The sequence below is a fragment of the Marinicellulosiphila megalodicopiae genome, assembly GCF_045862395.1.
Lineage (GTDB): Bacteria > Pseudomonadota > Gammaproteobacteria > Pseudomonadales > Natronospirillaceae > Marinicellulosiphila > Marinicellulosiphila megalodicopiae.
Genome location: NZ_AP023087.1, coordinates 3505724 through 3529586 on the forward strand (window position 1 = coordinate 3505724; position 23863 = coordinate 3529586).

General features: G+C 35.4%; 16 protein-coding genes and 1 tRNA gene. 1 reads left to right on the forward strand and 16 read right to left on the reverse strand.

From position 1 onward, the window contains the following. Window positions 1-39: 39 nt before the first annotated feature. From TYM08_RS14955 to tssA, 14 genes are all read right to left on the reverse strand, one after another. Window positions 40-3126 carry a type VI secretion system Vgr family protein gene (locus TYM08_RS14955; protein ID WP_422379952.1) on the reverse strand — a complete coding sequence of 1029 codons (3087 nt, stop codon included), beginning with the start codon at window positions 3124-3126 and terminating at the stop codon, window positions 40-42. A gap of 104 nt (window positions 3127-3230) precedes the next feature. Beyond that, on the reverse strand, window positions 3231-4259 hold the full coding sequence (gene tssG, locus TYM08_RS14960; protein WP_422379953.1) for a type VI secretion system baseplate subunit TssG: 1029 nt from the start codon (window positions 4257-4259) through the stop codon (window positions 3231-3233). After that, a complete protein-coding gene (gene tssF, locus TYM08_RS14965) occupies window positions 4223-5959 on the reverse strand; it encodes a type VI secretion system baseplate subunit TssF (RefSeq protein WP_422379954.1) in 1737 nt (578 codons plus the stop codon). Before tssF ends, tssG begins: the two co-directional genes overlap by 37 nt. A gap of 182 nt (window positions 5960-6141) precedes the next feature. Continuing rightward, a complete protein-coding gene (gene tssE / locus TYM08_RS14970) occupies window positions 6142-6567 on the reverse strand; it encodes a type VI secretion system baseplate subunit TssE (protein WP_422379955.1) in 426 nt (141 codons plus the stop codon). Window positions 6568-6604: 37 nt separating this feature from the next. Then, complete coding sequence (locus TYM08_RS14975) at window positions 6605-7090, reverse strand: Hcp family type VI secretion system effector (RefSeq protein ID WP_422379956.1); 486 nt, start codon at window positions 7088-7090, stop codon at window positions 6605-6607. A gap of 82 nt (window positions 7091-7172) precedes the next feature. After that, on the reverse strand, window positions 7173-8951 hold the full coding sequence (tssC, locus tag TYM08_RS14980; RefSeq protein WP_422379957.1) for a type VI secretion system contractile sheath large subunit: 1779 nt from the start codon (window positions 8949-8951) through the stop codon (window positions 7173-7175). A gap of 80 nt (window positions 8952-9031) precedes the next feature. After that, entirely contained in the window at window positions 9032-12559 is a 3528-nt protein-coding gene (locus tag TYM08_RS14985; RefSeq protein WP_422379958.1) for a type VI secretion protein IcmF/TssM N-terminal domain-containing protein, read from the reverse strand. 16 nt (window positions 12560-12575) lie between these two features. Next, entirely contained in the window at window positions 12576-13250 is a 675-nt protein-coding gene (locus TYM08_RS14990; RefSeq protein ID WP_422379959.1) for a DotU/TssL family secretion system protein, read from the reverse strand. Between the two features lie 2 nt (window positions 13251-13252). After that, window positions 13253-14638, reverse strand: coding sequence for a type VI secretion system baseplate subunit TssK (gene tssK, locus TYM08_RS14995; protein WP_422379960.1), 1386 nt, complete (start codon window positions 14636-14638; stop codon window positions 13253-13255). A 183-nt stretch (window positions 14639-14821) separates the two neighbouring features. Continuing rightward, complete coding sequence (tssJ, locus tag TYM08_RS15000) at window positions 14822-15553, reverse strand: type VI secretion system lipoprotein TssJ (protein ID WP_422379961.1); 732 nt, start codon at window positions 15551-15553, stop codon at window positions 14822-14824. A gap of 19 nt (window positions 15554-15572) precedes the next feature. Next, window positions 15573-16088, reverse strand: coding sequence for an Hcp family type VI secretion system effector (locus tag TYM08_RS15005; protein ID WP_422379962.1), 516 nt, complete (start codon window positions 16086-16088; stop codon window positions 15573-15575). A gap of 103 nt (window positions 16089-16191) precedes the next feature. Beyond that, the gene (tssC, locus tag TYM08_RS15010; protein WP_422379963.1) at window positions 16192-17667 is read right to left on the reverse strand and encodes a type VI secretion system contractile sheath large subunit; all 1476 of its coding nucleotides are present in this window, start codon (window positions 17665-17667) and stop codon (window positions 16192-16194) included. Window positions 17668-17706: 39 nt separating this feature from the next. Then, entirely contained in the window at window positions 17707-18201 is a 495-nt protein-coding gene (gene tssB / locus TYM08_RS15015) for a type VI secretion system contractile sheath small subunit (RefSeq protein ID WP_422379964.1), read from the reverse strand. After that, entirely contained in the window at window positions 18194-20560 is a 2367-nt protein-coding gene (gene tssA, locus TYM08_RS15020; protein WP_422379965.1) for a type VI secretion system protein TssA, read from the reverse strand. Before tssA ends, tssB begins: the two co-directional genes overlap by 8 nt. A 605-nt stretch (window positions 20561-21165) precedes the next feature. Between tssA and TYM08_RS15025 the strand changes: the two genes are divergently transcribed. Beyond that, entirely contained in the window at window positions 21166-22677 is a 1512-nt protein-coding gene (locus tag TYM08_RS15025; RefSeq protein WP_422379966.1) for a ShlB/FhaC/HecB family hemolysin secretion/activation protein, read from the forward strand. 69 nt (window positions 22678-22746) lie between these two features. Here TYM08_RS15025 and TYM08_RS15030 read toward each other — a convergent pair whose 3' ends face one another. Then, on the reverse strand, window positions 22747-23457 hold the full coding sequence (locus TYM08_RS15030) for a SapC family protein (RefSeq protein ID WP_422379967.1): 711 nt from the start codon (window positions 23455-23457) through the stop codon (window positions 22747-22749). 90 nt (window positions 23458-23547) lie between these two features. Then, window positions 23548-23623: transfer RNA gene (locus tag TYM08_RS15035), tRNA-Arg, on the reverse strand. Window positions 23624-23863 lie beyond the last annotated feature (240 nt).

A 23863-nucleotide genomic window follows, 5' to 3' on the forward strand; every position in this document is an offset into this window, starting at 1 on the left:
TGTGAATATTCTCACAATTATCAAAGCAGAATATTCGATTCACATTATCATGTAAATTAATGCACTAACTAGAGCAGCTGTCGCTGCGGTTTCAATATTAGTTGCAACAGTTTTAATGGCTGTAACTGCTTGAGAATTAACTGTTAAGTCTGTATCCATTTTAACTGATGTAAACTTAGCAGCCAAAGGGCCAATATTTGTTTTAATTTCAGCATTTTCAATGCTAATGATACCACCAAGAGCAAACTCCATACCCAAGATAGCACCGACTGAATTTTCCATTGAAATTTTTCCTCCCACATAATTTTCATTATTTATGTGAAGACCTAAAAAAGTTTCTGTATTAATTAATAGCCCACTATTTACAGTCATAGAAACTGTATTTGAATAATCAAATTCAAATTTAGCCATTCCCATTCCAGTGCCTTGCTCTAAAGCATGGTGGTATAAACCTCCTGTATTACAGTCATATTTTTTTTCATCTGACGAGGTAAAAGTATTCGTTTGATTAGTTGTCAGGTCATAAATTTTAGTACCCTGAGCATTCCATTGTTTTTCATAACAATTACCGTTACCCGGTGAGCCTTTAGTCCATTTTGCAATTTTCCCTGAACTATCTAACTCAATAGCTACCTGTAGTGGCGTTTGAATAATATCTAGGGTTTGTCCAATTTGGAAATTAATGGCGTCTCCGACATGAAACTCATAATCATGGCCCCATTTTTTTTGAACCCACACTTTACTACCGTTTGTACTATCTTGATTAGCGGACCAATGTGTTCCTTCAAGTTGTGTGTCAGTAGTTGAAAGTTTACCTCCAGCTGTTGGCCAATTTACGCTATCCCAAGTTGGGCCACCTATATTCAGTAGGTCTTCTGCTTGTTTAACATTTAATACAGCGCTTTGATTAGTATGATCTTCAGCATAACTGTTACCTAAATTATAATTCCAGTAACCTCCGAAATCATAGATATTGCCTTCCTGAGTATTAACAGTATCTAATGTACTTAGTTGAACTCTAGCATTTGATATCACGTTATCAATTTCAACAGAGCTAGATCCAGTAACTGCAGCATTAGTTGAATAATTCAATAATCCAGTCGGTTTATATTTACCACTTGAACCGCCAAAATAATTTCTTAAGGTTTGTAAATCACTTGGCATGGAAGAGGCTAAAGGGGTACCTTGTGAATATTCTCCATATTTACCACGGGCTTGTATCCACACATCACCAGCAGATTGAATTCTTATGCCGTCACTAACGGTGCCATATAAATCATTAGATCCAACAACAACTTTACGAAAGGCTGTATCAGCCGTGTTGTTTTCATTTATATATTTTAAATAAAATACACCTGGAGATGAAGTATCCACACTGGTGACGATCGAACCTGCCTCGTTTCTTATTTCAACAGCATTAAATGCAGAAGAGGCTGTAGGATTCTCAGAATCAGTTGTTGAATCTAGTGCAGTTGCCTGTGGATCAACATATGTCTCTCCAACTTTTAAATATTGTGGTGAATCACCATTTAATGTAATAGGATCGTTTGTCGAGCCAATTCGTAACCATGAATTAGATGCTGGTGACTCAATCATCACTCGCTCAGAACCAAACTTATCTTCCATGCGAATTTTATTACCAGAGCCAGTTTGAATCACAGACTCCGACTGATTATTTGCATTCACAGGACCAGGTGTCTCAAAATTATTAACTGCCCCTGCTATCAATGGACGATCTGGGTGTCCATCTGTAAATGTCAGCATGACTTCGGTTCCTTTTGTTAAAGGAAACTGCATGCCTTTGTTTTCACCAGCATAGGGTTGCATCATTCTAATAAATGTTGATGCGCGTCCTGATAAATTTTGATCATTCACATCAAAAGGTAAACGCACTTTGTAACGACCGTGGTCGTCCATTTCTGCGTATTCACCTTCGCCTTCTGCATCAATTTTTGCGTGTAAGGTGCCCGAAATTCTAGGACGCTCTGTTATTTTTTCTGGTCGAAATTGTGTGATTGCAGGTATGGCTGTAAACGTATTTTGGTAGGCTACTTGATCATCAATACTAAATGCACTTTTATCTAAACCTCCAATGACCGATGGATTTAAACAACCGGCTTGTGAGCCTTTATGATTAATTTCGGTGATTAAGTATTCTTGATTATAATGCTCGCTAAAATGCTTGGTTAAATTAAATGTATACCCTGGGCTCATATAGGGCACAGTGGATTCGCCATAGAATTTTTGTTTTTCACTTAGCATTTGCTGTGCAAAAATATTCGCTAGTCGATCACCTTCTTCTGGCGTTTTAAAATAATGGCCATAAATATGTGACACGCCGCGACCATTTGGATCAACTACTGCAATGCCGCTTACATCTAACGAAGGGCGCTCATAATCATAATCTTTTAAAATGACTTCTCGTGGGAGTTGTTTTTGTCTGCATGTTAAAGAATAAATCGTTTCGGCTAAATGCGAAGACTCTAAACCGGTTGCAGGTTGGTACACTAAATCGCCTGAAATTTTCAATTTACTGTGTGTCGAACAATCATCATTAAAAACAACCACTTCGCCATCTTCATTTTGTTCAAAATGATAATAAATGCCTTCTCGCTCTAACCAACGCGAGACAAATTGAAAATGACTTTCACTGTATTGGCAAACGTATGGATTTTGTTCATAGGTATTAATGAGGTTTGAGAATTCGTAATCTTGGGATTCTAAATCGGCATCTTGTAAGGCTAACTCTACTAAATCAGTGACGGATTGTTTTAAAAAAACTTGATTGTGTGTCGTTAAATTCGACCACCATAATTTAGGAACTAATTTCGCTCGATAATATATGTGGTCATTAAATTCATGTAGTTGTTCAAAATCTTGTAGGATGCCATTAAACAACACGTCATCTTCATCACCACGGTGAATTTTAAATACTACAGGGTTTTGAATCACATCATCTAATTGAATATTTTTTTCTTTAGATACAAGTAAAATATCAAATTGATAGGTTTTGGATAATGCTTCGAATCCTTCAAAATTAATGACTGCAAAACTGTTTTTATTAACACCTGAGGATAAAGATTCAAAAGAGAAACGTTTTTGATCTAAATCGGAAAAGTAACTCATATTGTTGCCCTACATATTATTTTTATCGATAGAAACAGCCAATCTTGTTGGCTGTTTATTTTTGATTTTTTGAAACATTATTATAAACGACTATTTATAAACGGTTATTTATAAATAGTCACACGCTGTGTCTCATCATTTTGATATTGAGCACTTTGCATCCAACTATCCACACCTAAACCAGACCAATTGGATTGTCCTAATGAAACACCTGATACTTCGTTTGGATTTAAGACAAGCACAATTTCAATATCCAAAGGCTGTGACAGGTAGAAATCACATAATGAACGAATAAAATCAATGTATTCTTCATCATTCAAACATTTTTGTAAATGCTCACCAGTAACGGAGCTAATTTCGATCACAGCTTTACCCATTCTATCTTGAATGGTGCTACCAATCGTACAGTCTACGCCCAAACAATTCTGTGCGCTACCTACGATTGAATACTGATTTTCTGGGATATTTACGGTTCTTTCTACGCATGGAATGACTCTTACGTCATCAGTATTCAAAACATCTTTTAAAATAGTAGAAAAACCAACTAACGATTTTTGGCGCTGAGAAATTAATCCTAAGTAAGGTAATAACTGCTGCGAATACTTATTGCATTGTCTAAATTCAGGATCCGCTAATCCAATAAATGAATACAACACATCCCAATAACGCTCTTGATGTTGCTCAACCGTTTGATGAGCAAATCGATATTTTTGCCATGCACTGTAAAGCATAGGGTATAAATGTTGGTGAATAATATCTAAAAATTCACGTGGTGCTTCATCAGCATCCCACTGATCATCTAATAATTCTTCAGTGTAATAAGCAGGTAAAGGTGACGAAATACCATACAAACCCATGAAGTTAGTAGTCAGTTCAATATTACCTTCATCATCTACAATGACGTCATTAATATCACTGTCGACGTAATCCAGAGATAAATCAGGTCTGATTTTTAATTTCGCAGCTTTTGTGGCAACCCTACGTCTTCTTGTACGAGTAGTGGGTTCAACTGATTTTTTCTGTTCTTGGTAGCGATTTAATAATTTTACCGCTTGGAAAAAATCATACTCTTCTGCATTTTCCTGAAGGTCTTCAATTATATTAATGGTCGATCCCCCAATCTTGCAGGCCAACTGTAACTTTCACCTGTATTGCTTTCTTTCATAGTCACTTGAGTAAAACAATTAAACGTCGCATAACTGTTAAATAAACTTTCCAACATCGTTGCAAATAAAATCATATCGCCTCTTGATGAATATGCATCGCGATCTAATTCAATCAGGATTTCTTGTCCTCTAAGTAAATTGCCATTTACCATTCTATCTGCACTTTTAATATCAACTGTTGAAATGCCGGCAATCTTTTTACGATTGATGGTTTCTTCTTTTTTAGCTGTAGATCCTGGAAAAATATACAATGATAATAACGCTTGTAAATTTTCTTTATTTGCTAGTGACAAAAAGTTTAATGATAAATGAGACAACAAGCGCCAAATTAAAGATCCGCCAACAGGTACTTTTAAAGAATCCGTTGGTGGTAAAATATTACTAAATTCAACTAATTCTGATGTTGTACTCGTAGCACGATTAATATCACCTGGACGAAGTTGTGAAGGTAGATCTGCATTTGAGCAGGTCATTTTTATGGATAATGTTTCGTTGGTTTTGATTTCCATTTGAGCAGGATAATGCAAAGTTAAATAGGTATCGCCTGCCTCGCCTTTTTCGCCAGAATGTACCGAAGTTTGATAAACGGGAGTCGATGACCCTCCAGAATAAAATCCACTAATAGAGTTATACACCGTACGGCTATTCGCTCGACGATTATTGCCTTCAACACTTTGAATGCTGTGAATATCAAAATGTTCTTTAACAGAACGACCTCGACCTTTTTTAGGAATAATGCGAATTTCACTTTGACGACCTGTTAATTTAATTGGCTCTGCATCATGTTCAAATAAATTAATACTGGGTGAAGCATGCAATGTAAAACGCTGTTTGTTTATAACAGGCATTTTAAAATTAACTTTATCTAAATTAAATTTAATTGTTAATTGTGAAGCTTTTGCAATTGCCTCTAATCCTTTTAATCGAACGAATAAAAATTTCTCTTTAAACAAGAAAAATTCTTGTAGGGTTCTAAATGCAGGAAACCCGTTTTTTGGGAAAGGAATCAGTTTTTGTTCTTCATCAAACCCTAACGCTTCAAGTTTATCGGCACTTAATTGAATCACTTTATTAGAATTATCAACAACGATATCAATGCTTGTTAAATAATGTTGTAACAATAAAAACACATCCGATGCGCCAACATAATCACCGCCAATATAAAAATCTATGCCGTCTTTCGCCCAGGTTTGCATATCCATTGAATTTAAATTGATATCTAACTCAATGATACGTTTACCCACACCTTTTTCTTCAACATTAACATCCGTAATGTTTACTGGGGCTATATTGATATCTTGGCAGGTTTGAAAACGACAGGATGTGCCTTCGACTTCAACTGAATCTACAAATGTTCCTTTAGGAATCACTAAAGAAGATTTCAAAATAGATTTAGGCGTAAATTCAATTATTGTACTTGAAGGCAGCGGTTGTAAATAATGCGGAAAAATCATTTGCATTAATGATTGAGCAAATTCAGGAAAGTCATCATCTAGTTTTTGACGAATATTACCTGTTAAAAAAGCAACACCCTCTAAAATTCGCTCAACATCAGGATCAGGACTAGGTCCCGATAATTGAGGTGCGAGGGCTGGATGTTTTTCAGAAAACTCAACAGCCAACTCTCTTAAATTATTTAATTCTTTTTGATAACTTTCAGTATTCATTTTTAACTCTAATCAATTCATTTTGATCTATATTTATTTTAACAATACAAACTACGCTTATTGCATCTGCCATCGAAAAATCACTCATTTATTTTTATAAAATCATGTTTTTTCGTCTTAGCCCACCCAAATTTGATCGCAATCTAGGCTGTTAAAGTTTGGCTGCATTGTTACTATTTATATTATTCTGATAATTCAATCGCGACACTTCCATCGCCGACAAGCAAAATATAAAACTTCACGTTGGTTAAACTATCTTGAAAAAGAACTTTTCCAGTTGCGACAAAACGAATCACACCCATATCTTGTTCTCTAAATTCATATTTGATAACTGCGTTTTTTAATCTTGTTTCGTATTGAGCCGTTAATTGCATAAATGACTGGCTCAACTTTTCAATTTCAGGTGGCGACATCGAGCTCATCAAGCTTGTAAAATCATCAATACCAAATTGATTATCTAACAAAACCGTGCCTTTTCGAGTGTTATACACTTGACTTAAATCAGCAAACAAAGAACTCATATATGTAGCAAAATCAACATTAGACAAAGTACGCCCATCGTGTAATGACCACTTTCTAATGCGTTTTAACAATCTTTCTTTAGGCATGTTTAAAAACCATTTTAATACTTTTTGTCATCCAGAATTACTCTGAAGCCTCACCCCAAACATCTTCGTACTCAACGCCATCCAAAGTCCACGTCCAGCAAATCTTTTCGTAAATAAATGAAATATCTTCCATATGACGAAAACCCGTTTTGCTAGCATCCATGGTGTTTGGCATCCACGGTTTTACTTTTGAAACTAACGCATTTGATAACATTACTGTGTAATACAATTCTTCAGCGCCCACTTCATCAATACGGTAATACTCCAAACACACTTCACTGAGTCGCTCACCAGTACACAAAGCCTGTAATATCATTGGCGATGCTTTATCTATTTCTTTTGTGACAGTTAATGGTCTGTGCAATCTTCTACCTGAAGATACACCACGATTATCTGTTGGAAGTTCAACACAATGATCCACAGAGTGAATTAACATCGTGCCTTCTCGACTTGGTATTTCACAAGCGCCTTCTATTTCACCTTGCTGTTCACCAATAATTCTTAACCCACATGGAATTGCCATATCATTGTCCTGTCTTCATTAATTTAATTTGTCACTGTCTATTATTGATATTAAACGATGACTGGTTTATTAAAACATCACTTTAATTCTTATCAAGTTTACCTGTTTCATTCAAAGTAAATTGTGAACCCATATACTTTAAATGCGGCGTGACCGTCAAAGAAATCATATACCAATCTGATTTTCCATCCACGTCACTAACCGTTACTTTTGCCTGTCTTAGTGGTCGCCTAATTCGAACCGCTTCGGTAGGATTATCCATATCAGTGACATAGTTTCGAATCCAGCCATTTAATTCTTTTTCTATATCTGGGCCTTTATTCCATGAGCCTATATGTTCCCGTTGCATCATTTTAATATAATGCGATAAACGGCTAACAATAAATAAATACGGAAGCTGAGCACCTAATTGATGATTAAGTTCTGCATTACGCCCAACATCTGTATTAGCAAATTCTTTTAAAGCTTGAACCGATCCAGCACCATAAAAAGCGGCATTATCATCCCCTTTATGAATTGATAACGGAATAAACCCCCAGTTAATTAATTCGGAAATTTTGCGATCAGAAATTAATATTTCCGTTGGTATGTTTTTCTCTCTTGTGGCAACGTTTTGGCTGTCTAGCATATTTAGACCTTCAACTTTACCGTGTTGTGCACCTGAAACATCAATACACCATCTAGTATTTGCAAAACTGGCCATTAATCGTGTTGCAAAAGCAAATGCGGCATTGCCCCATAAACCCTTTTCTTTTTTACGAATTTTTTCTTTATACTTAAAAATTTTAATTGGGTTTGAATCACTGTAACTTGGACGCAATTTAAACCCTGGCAATGCTAGGCCCACATATCGCGCATCTTCAGATTTTCTAAAATTATTCCACTTCACAAATCTAGGTTGCTCAAAGTTAGCTGCCAAATCTCGCAAACGAGCAAAATCTGAAAAACTTGAAATGTCAAATAATTCAGAAGAAGGCGCGGATAAAAATGGTGCGTGACTCATTGCCGCGACCGATGCAATTTGAGATAACAACCAAACACTTTCTGCATCTGGTCCAAATTCATAAGCACCAACAAATGCACTATATGGCTTACCACCAAACTGACCGAATTCTTTTGTATAAACAATATTATATAACTGAGACTGTGTAATTTCTGGTGCATCTTCTAAGTCTTCAATTAACTCATCTCTTGACACATCCAGAATTTCAATTACACAATTTTCAGAAAATTTTGTACGCTCAATTAAGAAATACAAACTTCTCCATATCGCTTCAATTTCTTGGAAGTCAGGATGATGTAAAATTTCATCAAGCTGCTCACCTAGGCGATCATCCAACTCAGTGATGCATAAATCCAGCAAACCCGTGTTTAGACTTTCACCATCATTTAACATTGAATCTAAAAATTGTTTTGAGATACTTTCAGTTAACGTTTCGCAAAAATCATCCAACGATTGCTCTGGGTCAACACTTTCTAAAATATCATGCAATTGCTGTCTTAAATCAACTAACTGCGAAAGCACTTCACTTTGCTTAACAAAATACTGAGGGCTAAAATCGTCTATTGAAGTAAAACTAAATGAAAATTTTAATTTTTCAGCATCTTCAATTTCAGTTAATTTATCATCTACTTTAAGGTCAATGGATGGCTCTAATGACTCCATCACCTTTGAGAAGTTATCTAACGTAATATTGATGGTTTTCTTTTCAATAAACTCAACAACATCTTTTTTATTTGACGAAAAGTTTCCAAGTACTAATAGACGAAATGGTAATTCAACATCTTTATCACCATCTGGCCCACTAGAACGATAAACCAGATTAATTCTCTCTGATGAAGCTTGAGATTCGACTGACAATTTAACTCTCCACTTTAAAAATATCAAAGTCAGCACTACTGACTTTGATAATAATATTTAAACTATTTTAAATTCATTTATTAAGATTCAGATTCTGAATCTGTTGGCCAACATTGCGTCACACGCTGCGGTGGAGTAAGTGGCACATCATCTAATACTCGAAGCACTGGCTGATGATTTTCAAATTGATACTTAACATCAATCGCCGTTACCGATTCTTTTCTTAGCAAGGATTCTTGGGCTGGGAAATCAGCAGCACCAAATGTATGTCGACCATCTTTAAAGTCTTGTAAGAATAAACTGAACCCGCCATCTTCTTCTTTGTATAATTTTCTTAAACTGATATGACCAATATCAATTTGCAAAGTAGTGTCTCCACAGTTTTCTAATGACCAAGTAAATTCAGCAGCTGTCGTATAGTTATAGTTAGCTAGTGATTGCTGAGTATCACCACAATGTAACTCTAAGAAAGTTGCATAAGGTGCGATCGCAGCTGATTGGTTAACCCCTGTTGGAATTGTGCTAATTTTCACTTTGAACTCATTACCTACTAACGTTTTACCTGCTGAGGCATCATTCACATATCCTAAGAATTCTTTATCCCAAGGCACTTGTCTATCAGTATTCACTTGAGTTGGAATATACCCTTTGTCTTTTTTCTTTTGTAAATAAGGTGCAGCTGTTCCATTAATAAAATCCCAAAGCAAACCCGTTTCACCAATTAAAAAGACACCCAGTTTTTTCTCTTCCACATCTTCAATTTGAGCTAAAACTTCAGTATTCCATTGCTCTTGTAAATAACAATTATTTTCTTCTTCCATATAATCGTATATTACTCCAAGTGGACCTTTATATAGCTCCCAGAATAAACGATCATTCGCCCCTGGCTTTCCGATTAATTTTTGGAAATTCACAATTGAATTGTAAGCAGTCGCCATAGAGTTATCACCAGAACCAGGGTTATCAGGTGTGGTAAACAATGTCGAAATAGTACTATAAGATTGAGACTTTGATTCTGCATTAAAAGAAGTATCGTAAAGTGCTTTATTATAAGCCTCTAACTCGACCACTGATGCGTCAATGATTTTATCAGTATCAATTGACTTTCCACCCTTAGTTGCTTTAGAAACTTTTTTACCTACTTTGATGGCTTTTTTACACGCTTTACAAACTTTACCTACTAGCTTAGTTCCCAGCTTGGTTAAGGCTTTATTATCTGCCGCTTCTGTCGCTTCTAAACCTGAAGCGTCTACCACTTCTTGGAAGAAAGAAAAGTGAGATTGCCCATCATATCCAATTGATTCTGAAATGTGCGCCATTTGAGTATTCATGGTTTTAATAAATTTAAAATACGGATTGTCTTTAGTTGATAATGATCCAATTACAGAAATCCATTCTTTTTTATCACGAATTTGACCTTTACCTTCATCAAAACGCTCACCAAATGTTACCCAAGCTTTTGAATATTTAATATTATAAAAATCATTAAAGTCAGACTTAATATCAGTAAAGTCCATATCTTGATCATCGGATTCACTTAACTCGTTTAAAAACTCATCAATAAATGCCTTACCTTCCAACGTGTAAGCTGCTTCAATAATAGGTGGGTTTTCAACTTTAACGGTTCCGCTCCAAAAGTTATTTAATGCAAACTTTTCATAACCCTGTTGGTTCGCCCAATCGATGATCCAATCATAGTTTCCTAAATTACGATCAACTAACAATCTAAATGCACTTTGCAATGTTCTGCGTTGATCTTCTAAATCTAAAGTTAAAGTATTCCACTGTAAGTAAGATAAATACAATTCGTTAAATAATTCAGAATTACCATAATCAACTTCATCATAAGCAGTTGAAATAAAGTTACTTGCGATGCCAGGTTTTTCATCCAGATCAACATTATGTTGTTTTGTTTTATTACCAATTTCAGCAGATAACAAATTAATCCTTCTTATGATTCCGCCTGCAACTTTTGATGTTTTATCGCCTAATGATGCTCTAATTAGCGCATCAATATTGGTATCTACTGCATCAATCACTTCTTCTTTAAAAGTTTGATTGTACATCGCAATTAAATCATCCGTGTTTTTACTGTTAGTTAAATTGATCGTATCCCAAGGAATGATCCAGTCTTTTTGCGCATTTTGAAGATCTAAAATCAAAGAACGCAAAGAATACAATGCAACAATTTTTTGATTGATATCTTTTTCTGTTTTAATTGTATTACCGCTGCTATTTTTTTGCTTAGCATGAGTTAATTCAATTAACTGATAACGAGATTTAATTTCACTAAGTGCGCTCATATCTTTAATGTATAAGCCTGAAATTAAAACTAATGCTATGGCGCCAACGCCCCCCATAACACTTATCCAGTAACGTTTTGTAGTACGCCATGTTCTTACTGCACTTGGCAAACTATCTAATAAACCGCGATCAGTTGGTAATACTTTTGTAAAAAATTCGTGCAAGAACAAACTTCTGTTTGTTAATTTACCCGATTTATCTTCTACTTTTTGACTTGAACTAAAGAATAATCCACGGAAATTTGGAGTATCTTGATATGGATTTTCTTTTAAAGCCGAACCAATAAAATGATGTAAACCTTCTCTAATTTTTTCAATCTTATTTGGTAAAATTAATAATTCATTACCTTTAAGCTCGCTTCTTTCAATCATAATTAAGCGCAGCTCTTTTACACGATCGAGAACTTTACTTAATACATTATCAATAACAGAGTCTAAATTAATTGAACTGCCTTCATGCAAATAACCCATTGCTTGATTTTTAGATTCTGTAGGTAAATGTTCGCTCCAAACATCAAACCCTTCAATTAAATCACACTTAGTTATCATTAAGTAAACAGGCACTTTAACTTCAAGCTGTTCCATCAGTTCGTTAATACTTGCACGAACTTGACGCCCCTCTTCCATTAATTGATCTTCAGTATTATTTAATAAACGGTCAGCAGCAATAACTAACACCACACCATTAATCGGCTCTTTTTGTTTGTGTCTAGATAACATTCCTAAAAGTGCAGACCATTCTTTTTTATCACGCTTAGAATTATCAGGAACGGCATAACGGCCCGCGGTATCTAGTACAATTGCTTGTTCATATAACCACCAATCTAAATTTAAAGTAGAACCATCTTCTTGTTTTGGAAGGTCGATATCAGGCATTAATAATTTTGCATTTTTTAAAGCGGTTGATTTGCCAGAGCGAGGTTTACCAATCACCATATACCAAGGCAAAACATAAACCGCATCACCTTCAAGTTTTAAGTTCGACTTTTTAATGCCTTTAATGGCTGTTTTCCAGCCCTTTTTTAGGTCTTTAATTAACTCACTAGAACTCATGCCTAGCTCATCAATGTCTTCTGGTTTTTCTTCCTGAACTAATCTTCTTACCTGTGCACGTGCTTTAAGGCGGATATATAATTTACGCAGCAACACCACTGAAATAACAACAGCAAAAATAAAGCCTGTAGCGATTAAGGATTTATTTAAATCCCCTGGGAAAATTAAAAACAAAAACAAAGCAATTAACGCAACAGCAATGACTGCGTAGAGCAATGTGTATAATATAAATTTTAAAATCTTTTTAAACATAACATTTCTTCTTCAATTACTGAACGACGTTCATAATTTCACCCATTAAATGGGATACTTTAAATTGATAAAACACAATAACACCAGCACATATCACTAAAGGGATACCAATTGCATAAGGTAAAACATTCAAACGTGTTTTGAATTTACCTTGAGAATTTTGATCGTGTCCACTATATGCAGTTGGGAACAAAGTCGCTGTGTCTAAATTCCTTTGTTTTTGATCTGGCAGCAATTGCTTGATATTGAATTCTTTTACTTTCTCAAGTACGCGCTTATCATCAATAGAAAAATATTTGCCTTTAAATCCTAAACCTAAAACCAATAAATATATTTCACGAACCCAATCATTGGTTTCAGTTTTATCTAGTTCACTTAATGTGTCATAAAATTCAGAACCTATATTGGTTGTTGAATAATATTTACGTTGTAATGAATTTTTTTGCCATAAACTGCGCTCTTTCCATTTAGAACACAGAATTAATTCATCAATATAAGCAATAACAGGATAAATACCTTTACTCACAACTTCACTTGAAAAATCATTTGCTTCAGCTTTGATGACACTTTCAGTCAGCATCCCAGTTAATTTATTTTGTAATTGTTCAAAGTTTACTTCGATTTTGTCAAAACTTTCGCTGACATCACGAGCAAACACAATCACATCAATAAAGTGATCCACTAATCGCATTGTTATCTCCTAACAATTACAAGTTCAATTTTCGCATCTACTGGAGCTTCATCCCATAAAAGCGCCACGTCTTTATGACGTTCAACAATCGGCCATTGTTCATCATGTGTATCTAAACGTACATAATGTGCATCTGGACGACGCGGCATATCAGCTGGAGGATTCGCTACATGAATCAAACCAACACCAGGAAGTGAACGCTCAGCCAATACTTCAACCATTTCATGCGCTGCTAATTTACCTGTTGTTAATAATGAGTTTTGGTGTTCTTGGAAATTTTCTTGAGTAGAAACAATAAGATAGAAATCGACACGTTGTTCAAAGAATTCTTGAGGAATATCCGCTTTAAATACGTTACCGATCAATGGCATTTCTACTAAGAATTGAGGACCAACTGTAATTTCATTTAATAATTTGGCCAACAAATCTTTAGCCATTGTGAAACACAAGCCTACATTTTGATGATCATATTTTGGTAGTAATCGTTCACCATCAAATGTTTCGCCTAATACATTTACGCTATCGGTAAATGTACTGATTTCGCCAATTAATTCGCGTAACACACCGTACACATCCCAAGGGTGAATTTCACCGCCATCTGTGTAGTGGAATAGTTTAGGAATATAACGACTTAGTGTACGAGAGGCTAATTTATAACGCATTAACGTAGCGTCATATTTCATACCGTCGTTTGAAGAATTATCATAACCTGTCAACTGGGTAATACGACCGGTTAACTCATCGCGTATTTCTTTTATTAAACGAGTTAAGCCGTCATTTACATTAATTGATAAAACTGGCGGGAAGAAATTTTCAGAAAATGCAATGCCGTTTTCTGTACGCATTACTTTTGCAACTGGAATCAACATGTAGTCTTCCAATTGATCGATTTCATTTTCCCAAACAAATTTTAAAACATGAGTTAATAATTTAGTTGGCGCATCTGGGCCTGATTTATACAAATCTTTAATATTTTCTGGATCAGCCTTGGTCACATAACGAGTAGTAACTTCAGTGATATTTTCGAAATTATTTACAACGGTAACATTTTCTTTATGTGCAGATAATTTTTTAAGACCTACATAAATAGTGAATGGCTTGTCAGCCTCAATCCATGCATCTTCAAAATTACGTTTATGAATAATTGCATCATTTGGTAAATTAACTAACGTGCCGTCTGGGAATAAAAATTGGCCACTGTTGATTTCACAACTTCTATGCTCCAACGCTGAACTACTTAAATCTAAAGCAGCTACACCCCAAAAATGCGCATGCAAATGCTTTTGAATTGGGCGAATAAGTGATTGTTGATATTGATCACTAAGTTGAAAGTGTTGGGGTTGTAAAAACATTCCCTGATGCCAAAAAATAGGCTTTAAATTGTCCACGGACGACCTCGTTAATTTTATTATGGGCAGACACCCAACTTTAAGTTTATTTTTTAAATCACTTATTTTTCAATTAAATGATTACGCTTATATTGATTGTTTGTAATGAAATATTAAAACTCTAGAAAAATGATTCATCGATCCTTTTTGATCACTAGAGTTTTGACTCATATTTCATTTAAATTAATTACATTCACTTGATAGATCGACCACGTTGGTGGTTTGATATTTTTTAACAGTAGAGCTGCCTAGATTTATATCAATGAATATTTTGTCAGGTTTTGCTTTTGCTTCATCAGCGATTAATGTTAATGAAGCAAGCACCTCTTCAACAATTCCGCGTCCCGATGATTTACAAGGAATTGGAAATAATTCAACATCTTGTGCCGCGTTTAAATCGTAATAACCAGCAATTATTCCGATGTATTTTGAATTTTGTGCACGACTGAAAACATCCACTCGATCTTCCCCTGGCTGAACAATAATTCGTCTAAAATCTACAATCGTATCATCGATTCGACCTTTTGAAAGTAACTCGATTGCCCCCGATTGTTCGGTACTTAACGCTTGAAATGTATTGGGGTCACTTAATTGGAAGACACCCAAAGTTAATGCATGGGGACGACCGCTGATTGCGTTCAAATCTGATGGTGCTTCTATTGTGATACTGATAGCGCCTTGCTCAAATTTCCATTCTTCGTCAGGAACGGTTAATTGGGTAATTGATGCACAACTCATAAATACTGATGTTGAAAAAAATAAAACGAATAACATCTTAGCATTGGCAATACATGCATGATATGCAGAGCAAAATAGACTGAATAGTTTTGAATTTAACTGAGAAATAACTGGCACTGAAACCTCTGACTTTTTTATTACAACAAAATATTGATGCACCTGAATAACTTCAGGCACACCAATGAAGGACTTAAAATTAAGCGCCTTCTTTTACACGCCAATCATCACCACCTTCAACACCAGCAATTTCATGAGTCCATGTAATTGTTGAGTAGCTGAAAGAAATTTTCTCTAAGTGAGTGAAGTGACCGTTAGCTGGATCTTGACAGTTAGGCATAATTGCTTCGATTTCAACAATTGCTGCACCTTCAAGATTTTGTGTGAAGTAATGCTCTTGTGTACCTTCAGATGAAGTACGGAACCATTGAATTTCACAAGTTAAGCTTTCACCAGTTACTAATGCTTGGTATAACAAAGGCGAAGCTTTATCAAATACTTTAGTTACTGTTAGTGGTTGGTGAACACGTACACCTGATGGCTGTCCTGATTGTACATCACGTGGAATAACGATTTTATGTTCAAATGCTTGAACGATAAAAGAATCATCATGACCTTCTTGATATAAACTACCTACACTTTCTTCTGAAAGTGCGCCTTCAGTAATCATACCCTGTGTTACACCTTCAACTGACATATACGCTGGAATTGGCATATAAAATTTCCTCTTTTATTTGGTTGGTTATTATGTGGGAAGTAAACTTCCCATTTTTTACTAAAAAGATATCGGTTAATTGGAAATAAAATTCCCAATACAATTAACTTTTATCTAACTTACCCGCTAAAGATAAGGTAAAACTTGCACCCATATATTTGAAATGAGGGCGAACATTCATTTGCACACGATAGAATCCTGGGCTTGAATCATCATCTTCAACTGTAATTTGCGCTTCACGTAATGGACGGCGCGAACGAACAGCTGCTGGTGGATTATCTTGGTCAGCAACAAACTGACGAATCCAAGTACTTAATTCACGCTCTAATTCTGAACGTGTTTTCCAGCTACCAATATTTTCACGCTGTAATACTTTAATATAATGCGCTAAACGGTTTACAACAAATAAGTACGGCAATTCTGTACCTAATTTATAGTTAATTGCAGCTTGTTTGCCTTCTTCGTCGTTGCCGAAGAATTTTGGTTTTTGACAAGAGTTTGCAGAGAAGAACGTTGCGTTGTCCGTTCCTTTACGAAGTGTCAAACCCATAAAACCTTGTTCAGCTAATTCAAATTCTTTGCGATCTGACAACATAACTTCAGTAGGAGAAGTTTGTTTCATTTCGCCATTTTCTTTGTAATTATGAACAGGTAAATCTTGAATCGCACCACCAGATTGAGGGCCAATAATATTTGGACACCAACGGTATTTTGCAAAACTAGCCGTTAGATTTGTTGCGAATGCGTAAGAAGCATTACCCCAAAGGAAATTTTCATTTGTGCCTTCTACGTTCTCAGTGTATTCAAATTCTTTAATTGAATTTTCTACACCATATGGCTGGCGCAACATAAAACGAGGTACGGTTAAACCTACATTTCGAGAGTCGTCTGATTCTCTAAATGATTGCCATTTTGCGTATTGAGGACCTTCAAAAATAGATTCCAAATCTTTTAAAGCTGGAAGTCCATCGTATTCATCTAATCCAAAAAATTCAGGACCTGCACCAGCAATAAATGGCGCATGACTCATTGCGCCAACACTTGCTACTTGTTGCAATAAACGGATATCTTGTGCGTTTGGAGAAAATGCATAGTTACCAATAATTGCGCCGTATGGTTTACCACCAAACTGACCGTATTCAGAAACATAAGCATGCTGATATAAACCAGATTTACTTACTTCTGGCACATCTTCAAAATCTTCTAATAACTCTTCTTTTGTAACGCTTAACAATTCAAGACGTACGTTTTCGCGAAAATCTGTACGGTCTACAACCATTTTAGCGCCACGCCAAGCGGATTCTAATTGTTTGAATTGATCGTTATGAATAATTTGATCCATTTGACCACTGATTTTCTTATCAATTTCAGAAATCATATGATCAACTACTTTTTGCTCTACTTTCTCGCCAGCACGTGACGGCTCTAGTAAATCAGCAATAAAGGCTTTAACGCCTGTTTTGGCTGTCTCGTAACCATCATCTTCTGGCTTTAAACGAGTTTGCTCCATGATTTGGTCAAGCAATGAAACTTCTTCACTTTGAGCCTGTGCCAAATCTTCTTTATTTAATTCTGTCATGTTCGGTACCCACTAAAATATTTAAAAGTATTAATGAAATTATTTTTCAGTTGCTAGGCCTAATTCGCCTTCAATTGCTGAACGTGTACTTTCATCAGATAAAATACTTTGAATCGTCTTACGAAATGCAGGTACATTTCCAAGCGGCCCTTTTAAAGCTAACAACGCTTTACGAAGATCAAGTAAAGATTTTAATTCAGGAACTTGTTGTGCAATGTTATCTGGGGAAAAATCCTTAATTTCTTTAAATTTTAATTCAACTGGAATCTGCTCATCTTCTTCAGTTTCTTCTAATTTATTAGATACATTGAAACTTAAATTCAAATCATAACTTTTCATTACATCATTAAAATTATCTTTGTTGATATTTTTTGCAGGGCGATCTTCTACCATTTCATCAGAAGCGCGTCCAGTATAGTCACCGACCATTAATAATTTAAGCGGTAATTCAACTTCATCTACTTTATCACCTGTGTGAGATTTATAGACAATGTTTACACGCTCTTTAGGTGCGACTGAAGCATCTTTAGCCATTTTTACCTTCCTGTAATTTAATCGAAGTGATTGGGTCAACTAAACAAAGTATTTGATATGCGTACTGCCTAACATCCAACATTGTTAAGTCTTTCTTATTGCTATTAAATAATTTATTCGCGCAATGGTAAAGCTTAATTGCTACTTTTTTACTCAATGAGCTGTCCCACTTTAATACATTGCTGGTTTCAAGCTCTTGAGTCAAACTTTGAAGAATTGGGACAGCCATAGAAACTCTATCCGATTGTTCCAACAAATCAGCTAATGCCAAACGCCATTGCCAATTTAATCTTAATGTAGGTGCCGAGTTAATTCCTTGGTTGAATAACTCAAGTGCTTCAGTGGTTTTTTTACTAGAAAACAACACCTTAGCTTGAAGTAGACACTCATCCCAAGGAGTTTCACCTTCAGAGTCTCCCTGCGATTTCGAAATCATCACCTCAGAGGTAATCCAACGCAAAGTTTGCTCATTGGCAAAAGCGACGCCATCAGAGAATTTTAAATATTCAATTCCTTCAGCGCGCTCTAAAAAGTTTCGAGTTTCTCGAACCACACATTCATAAGCCTCTTGGAATTTATCACCCAAAACTTGCAATGATTTGGCCGCCAAATATTGACCATCTAGCCAAAAGGGTGCACGTGTTAAAGTTTGTTCTAATTGTGGTAACAATTCTTCAAATTTATTAGCTTCAAATAATGTTTCAAGCTGCTTTCTTTTATCCGCAACCGGAGCGCTTGGTAGTTGAGTAATTCCATCTTTTGAAGGGGGGGCTTGATCTACCATCAACCATGTAGAGACACGATTAATTCGATAGGATTTAGCATTTGTTTTTTGTTGATCTAAATAAAAACCACCAGTGGTTCTTGCTGCTTCCTGTATGGAACGCAATGACTTTTTCGCTTCGTTATCAGAAGTTACCGGGCCATTTGTCACATTGGTTATGGCTTTTCTAGCCGCAGAATCATTTCTTGTGGATTCTGTTTTTTGCACAGCAGCAGAAACTGGCGCTTCTTTTTTCACTTCTTTTATAACTTCATTTTTAACAGGCGCAGCAGCGAGAGGTTTAGGTTTTTCTTCTTTTTTAACTTGAGATTCAAAATGAAATACCGCTTCTTTTCGATAATCCCTTAATGGTTTAGACAATTCAAGCATCGAAGGGCCACCGCCTTCAATTTTTTGCTCAAGCAAGCTGGTGATGTCACTTAATAACTCATAAGACTCAAGCACTGCAGAGTAATCTGACTGCTTAGGTTTATTTAATACAATATAATCCCCAGTTTTTTCACTCAACCAATTTAATGCCGCTTCCCTTGCACGAATACGCTTAAGTGGTGGATACATTTCATCCCAATGCGTTTCTATTATATCTTTAACAATTTTTAAGGATAACGTTAAACCAAAATAACCCTGAGTTTCGATCAATCCTTTTGATAAGTATGCGCAAACTAATAAATCTTTAGTTTGATTGGTTAATAAATTAACACCATATTGGCAAACATCTCGCCAATCCACAGTTGCTGCTGTTACAGATTCTTGTTTGGCTAACTCTGCTTCAAGCGCTTCAAAATCAGGTTCATACTTTGCAACTACACCACAAGCGGACTCATCCGAAATAGGGTTTGAGCCCAATTTTTCTAATTCATGCCCACTTAGAATACTAATAGATTCTTCAACCTGTGTTTCAGATTCAGCTTGCTCAACAGATGGCAAACTTACCTCCGCAACTTCTTCAACAATGCTTTCAGTTTGCACTTCAACTTTTGCAACAGGTTCTTGAGAAACTGAAGAGTCAACTGCATATTGCTTTGCTTCACGATTAGCGTCTCGTAATCGTTTATGAAGTTCAAGCATACCAGGCGCCTCACCATCGATATTGGACTCTAAAGCATCAATCAAATTATTAAAATTTTGAGACGCTAAAACAAAATAGTGAGCGTTATCAGCATCTACTGTAATGGACTCCAATAAAAAATCGGTTTTTTCAGAAAGCCATTGAAGCACACTCGCTCGCGCTCGCAATCGTTTTACTGGAGGATGCATTTGCTGCCAATGAGTACTAACAAGTTGATTTAATACATCTAAACCAGATGCAAGACCTTTAATTCCATAATTTTGCAATAACGCTTGAGCTAAATACACCGCCACGGCGATATCTTTACTTTTGTTTTTTAAAATATCTACTGATATTTGTTCAACTTCGCGCCAATCCGTTGTTTCAGATGATAAAGATTCCAACTTAGCAATTTCGGATTCTAATTTTTGGAATTCAGGTTCATACCTAATTGAGTCACCACAAGGTTGTTCTGATGAGATAGGCTGAGTACCAACCCCTTGTAACTCAAGGCTTTCAATAGACATAACGAATTCGGTCCCTTTAATTTATACTTACTACAATGCAAACACATTGAAAATATTGATTTAATTTTCGCTAGATATTACATCGTTTAAAACCGACAAAGCAACCGTTTAGAAAGTTTAATTTGATTTTTTTGTTTTTTAAGCTACAACATCAATCCTATGAAATTTAATGACAAGTAATTTCCAATAAACCATCAATCAAAACGCCGTTAAATTTTTCCTAATTTTTATATTTTACAATCTAGCTACCCTATACAAAGTTTGATACTATCCACCGCGTTTAAAAAAGGTTCAAATAAACAGTAAGCATCTAATTGATTAGGCAAATGTAATATTTACAATGAATGTAAAGACTGTCCACATTACATTCATTAATTTTTCCCTCACTTAGATATTTTCCTTTGAACTGAATAGATCGCCAACAGGATTGGCACTGATGTTTTAGTCAGTAGATACTTTACTTACCGAATTACGCAATATCACTAAATTTCAAGGTTTGCCTCAATATGCCGTCTTTATTTTCCAAAATTTTTGCTTCATTACTACTAGTTAGCATGACAACTCTGACTTTTTCAGAAACTCAATTTAAATATGAAGCTACCAAAATGTCTGTTAACGGCTTTTTGATTGAAGGCTACACCGATCAAAGTGAGCTTCAATCCGAAAAACATAAAACCGCTGTAAATGAAATCATAAATATAGACATGCAAAAAAATAAATCAGGCTACAACATTGATTTATTAAGAGATTTAACAGACCAAATAACAAACTACTACCGCTTACAAGGTTATTTTTTAGCGAGCAGCTACATCCCTCAACAAACAGCTGATGATGGCTACATCGTAATTAAAATAGTTGAAGGAACGCTAGCAAGCGTGAACCCTGAAGGGAATAAAGTATTTAAAAATGAACTACTACAAACCGCCTTTGCGCAATACATTGGCAAACCCGTAAGCAAAGACCAAATCGAAACTGCCGTTTTATTAGTGAATGATTACCCAGGATATAATGGCACCGCAATTTTCTCCCCGGGTAACAAAATTGGCGAAACAGTATTGATTCTTAAGACACAAGAAGATGTAAAAACCAAGACAGTCATCGGGTTTGATAATTACGGATCACCAACAACAGGACAATATAGATTTCGCGGTGATATATATATTAACAACCTTTCTGCGGCAGCGGACCAACTGACAATTAATGGCATTTACTCGATCGATCCTGCAAACAACCTTAGCCTTTCCACAAATTATAATAGACCAATCATTAATCCAAACATCAATTTGATTGCTAATTATAATTATAACTCCTATGTAATTGGTGGGAACTTTGAAGACCTTGGAATTAACGGTAATAGCCACATTTTAAGTTCAACTTTAAATTATAAACATTTAAGAACAACACCAAAAAATATTAATTACAATACGTCATTAGCTTACAAATATTCGGAAAGTTATGGCTTAGGCCAACCTTTATTCTCTAATTCTTTTGTACTTTCTTTAGGTGCAAATATTTCAGGACAAAGCCCATTTTTAAATGGCCGATACTTTGCTCAAACTAACTTATCAAAAGGCCTATTATCAAATTTAACTAATACTAGAGACGATTCCTACAACGAAACTTTCTTAAAGCTCAATGCATCAGGAAGTTATTCTTTTCCTGTTCCAAATTTAGCAAATCAATATGCCTTAATCAGATCAAACTTCCAATATACATCTGACACTCTACACTCATCAGAAAGACTGGCTCTTGCAGGCAACCAATCACTTCGAGCCGTTCCTATTTCTGAGTATTCTGTGGATAGCGGTATCATTTTAAATCTTGAATGGATTGCTAAATCAAAACCCACAACAGAATTCGGCTGGCTTAAAAACATTCAAGCAACTGGATTTATTGATAATGCATACGGGGCAATAAACGCCACTGAAACAGGTAGCCAAAAAGCACTGACAAGTACTGGGAATACTACATTCCAATCATCTATTGGTGTTGGAATTCACTTAACCCCAAGCAATAAGTTTCAATTAAAAAGCACTCTAGGGTATAGGCCAACCAAAATTGAAACTGCAAACGCATCCGAGTTTCTATTTTTAACTAACCTTAGCTACCAATTTTAATTTTCAAGAAGATTTAACAAGGAAAGGATAATCGGCAATTTTAGGTAATTGCCGATTATTTTTAAGAACTTAAGCGCTTTGACGCTTCAATAGGCGCTTCAATGCACCAATAGAATGTAAATGCGCATAAGACCAAGCAATCCAACCGGATTTAAACCACTTAATTACCACCTCTTCAGACAGCTCACCTAGCTTTTTCTCATCAATACAAAACATACCATTTAACGCAAGTGGACCAGACTTTTCAATATTCACTTTAATATTTAATGGCTTAAATATATCTAATTGTTTTGCCTGTTCACAAAATTCCGTTGTTTGTTTATGCTGCTCATTAAATGCATTTAAAAATTGAATTGCATTATTCAATGCTTTTGTATTCTCGCCTTTTTCATCAAATAAAGTTTGCGTAGACTCATTCGCCTCAGCTGTGAAATGCGCAGCTTTTGCATCAAAACAAACAGTACCTTCATCGGTTAATACAAAAGGATAACGGCGAATAAATGCTGGCTGATAAGCTTCACTCCAACTTCCATCTTCTTCTAAAAAATTATGACTCTCATTCATTAATGACAATAACGCGATAGGAAAATAATTACCTTTCTCATCTTTACTAAATAAAATAGGCATATCACGACTTGCTTCAAAAAATTCAATGCCTGTTACTGGAACAGAATTGATCTTACTGGTAAATGAAAAATCATTTGATACTGTAAATGCCAAATCCTTGTGCTCTTCTCTATTTAAAGCTGTCGGTTCGCTATAAAAATTCAAACTACTCATAAAATAAATATCCTAATGAAAGACTGGTGTTGAAAAACCAAAATAATCAACGCAAATATTATTACAATTTTAAAAAATCATAATAGAAATTGGTCTCCCCACCAAGACTCGAACTTGGAGCAGCCGCTTAGGAGGCGGCAGTTTTATCCTGTTAAACTATGGGGAGTTTTTCGAAAGACGGTTATTCTAACTATGTCACAAGACTCTCACAACCGTTTATTTACCAATTAACACCAACTATTTTCAATATCTGCATTTTTATTTTTCACTCATTCAGGCTCAATTTTATGTTTTACCACTATTCCACTTCCATTTAACGTTAGGGTAATGTTTTAAACTCGTGATTTTTTGTAAATAAAGCGTCCTTAGTTCATATTATTGCTCCCTTTAATTGGATAGCCACACT

Bases quoted from the DNA above. Each gene is read 5' to 3' on its own strand.
- tssC (WP_422379963.1), bottom strand. From the start codon at position 17,667: ATGACAGAATTAAATAAAGAAGATTTGGCACAGGCTCAAAGTGAAGAA.
- TYM08_RS14990 (WP_422379959.1), bottom strand. From the start codon at position 13,250: ATGCGATTAGTGGATCACTTTATTGATGTGATTGTGTTTGCTCGTGAT.
- TYM08_RS15005 (WP_422379962.1), bottom strand. From the start codon at position 16,088: ATGCCAATTCCAGCGTATATGTCAGTTGAAGGTGTAACACAGGGTATG.
- tssE (WP_422379955.1), bottom strand. From the start codon at position 6,567: ATGCCTAAAGAAAGATTGTTAAAACGCATTAGAAAGTGGTCATTACAC.
- tssA (WP_422379965.1), bottom strand. From the start codon at position 20,560: ATGTCTATTGAAAGCCTTGAGTTACAAGGGGTTGGTACTCAGCCTATC.
- tssF (WP_422379954.1), bottom strand. From the start codon at position 5,959: ATGAATACTGAAAGTTATCAAAAAGAATTAAATAATTTAAGAGAGTTG.
- TYM08_RS14955 (WP_422379952.1), bottom strand. From the start codon at position 3,126: ATGAGTTACTTTTCCGATTTAGATCAAAAACGTTTCTCTTTTGAATCT.
- TYM08_RS15025 (WP_422379966.1), top strand. From the start codon at position 21,166: ATGTCTGTTAACGGCTTTTTGATTGAAGGCTACACCGATCAAAGTGAG.
- tssB (WP_422379964.1), bottom strand. From the start codon at position 18,201: ATGGCTAAAGATGCTTCAGTCGCACCTAAAGAGCGTGTAAACATTGTC.
- TYM08_RS15030 (WP_422379967.1), bottom strand. From the start codon at position 23,457: ATGAGTAGTTTGAATTTTTATAGCGAACCGACAGCTTTAAATAGAGAA.
- TYM08_RS14975 (WP_422379956.1), bottom strand. From the start codon at position 7,090: ATGGCAATTCCATGTGGGTTAAGAATTATTGGTGAACAGCAAGGTGAA.
- TYM08_RS14985 (WP_422379958.1), bottom strand. From the start codon at position 12,559: ATGTTTAAAAAGATTTTAAAATTTATATTATACACATTGCTCTACGCA.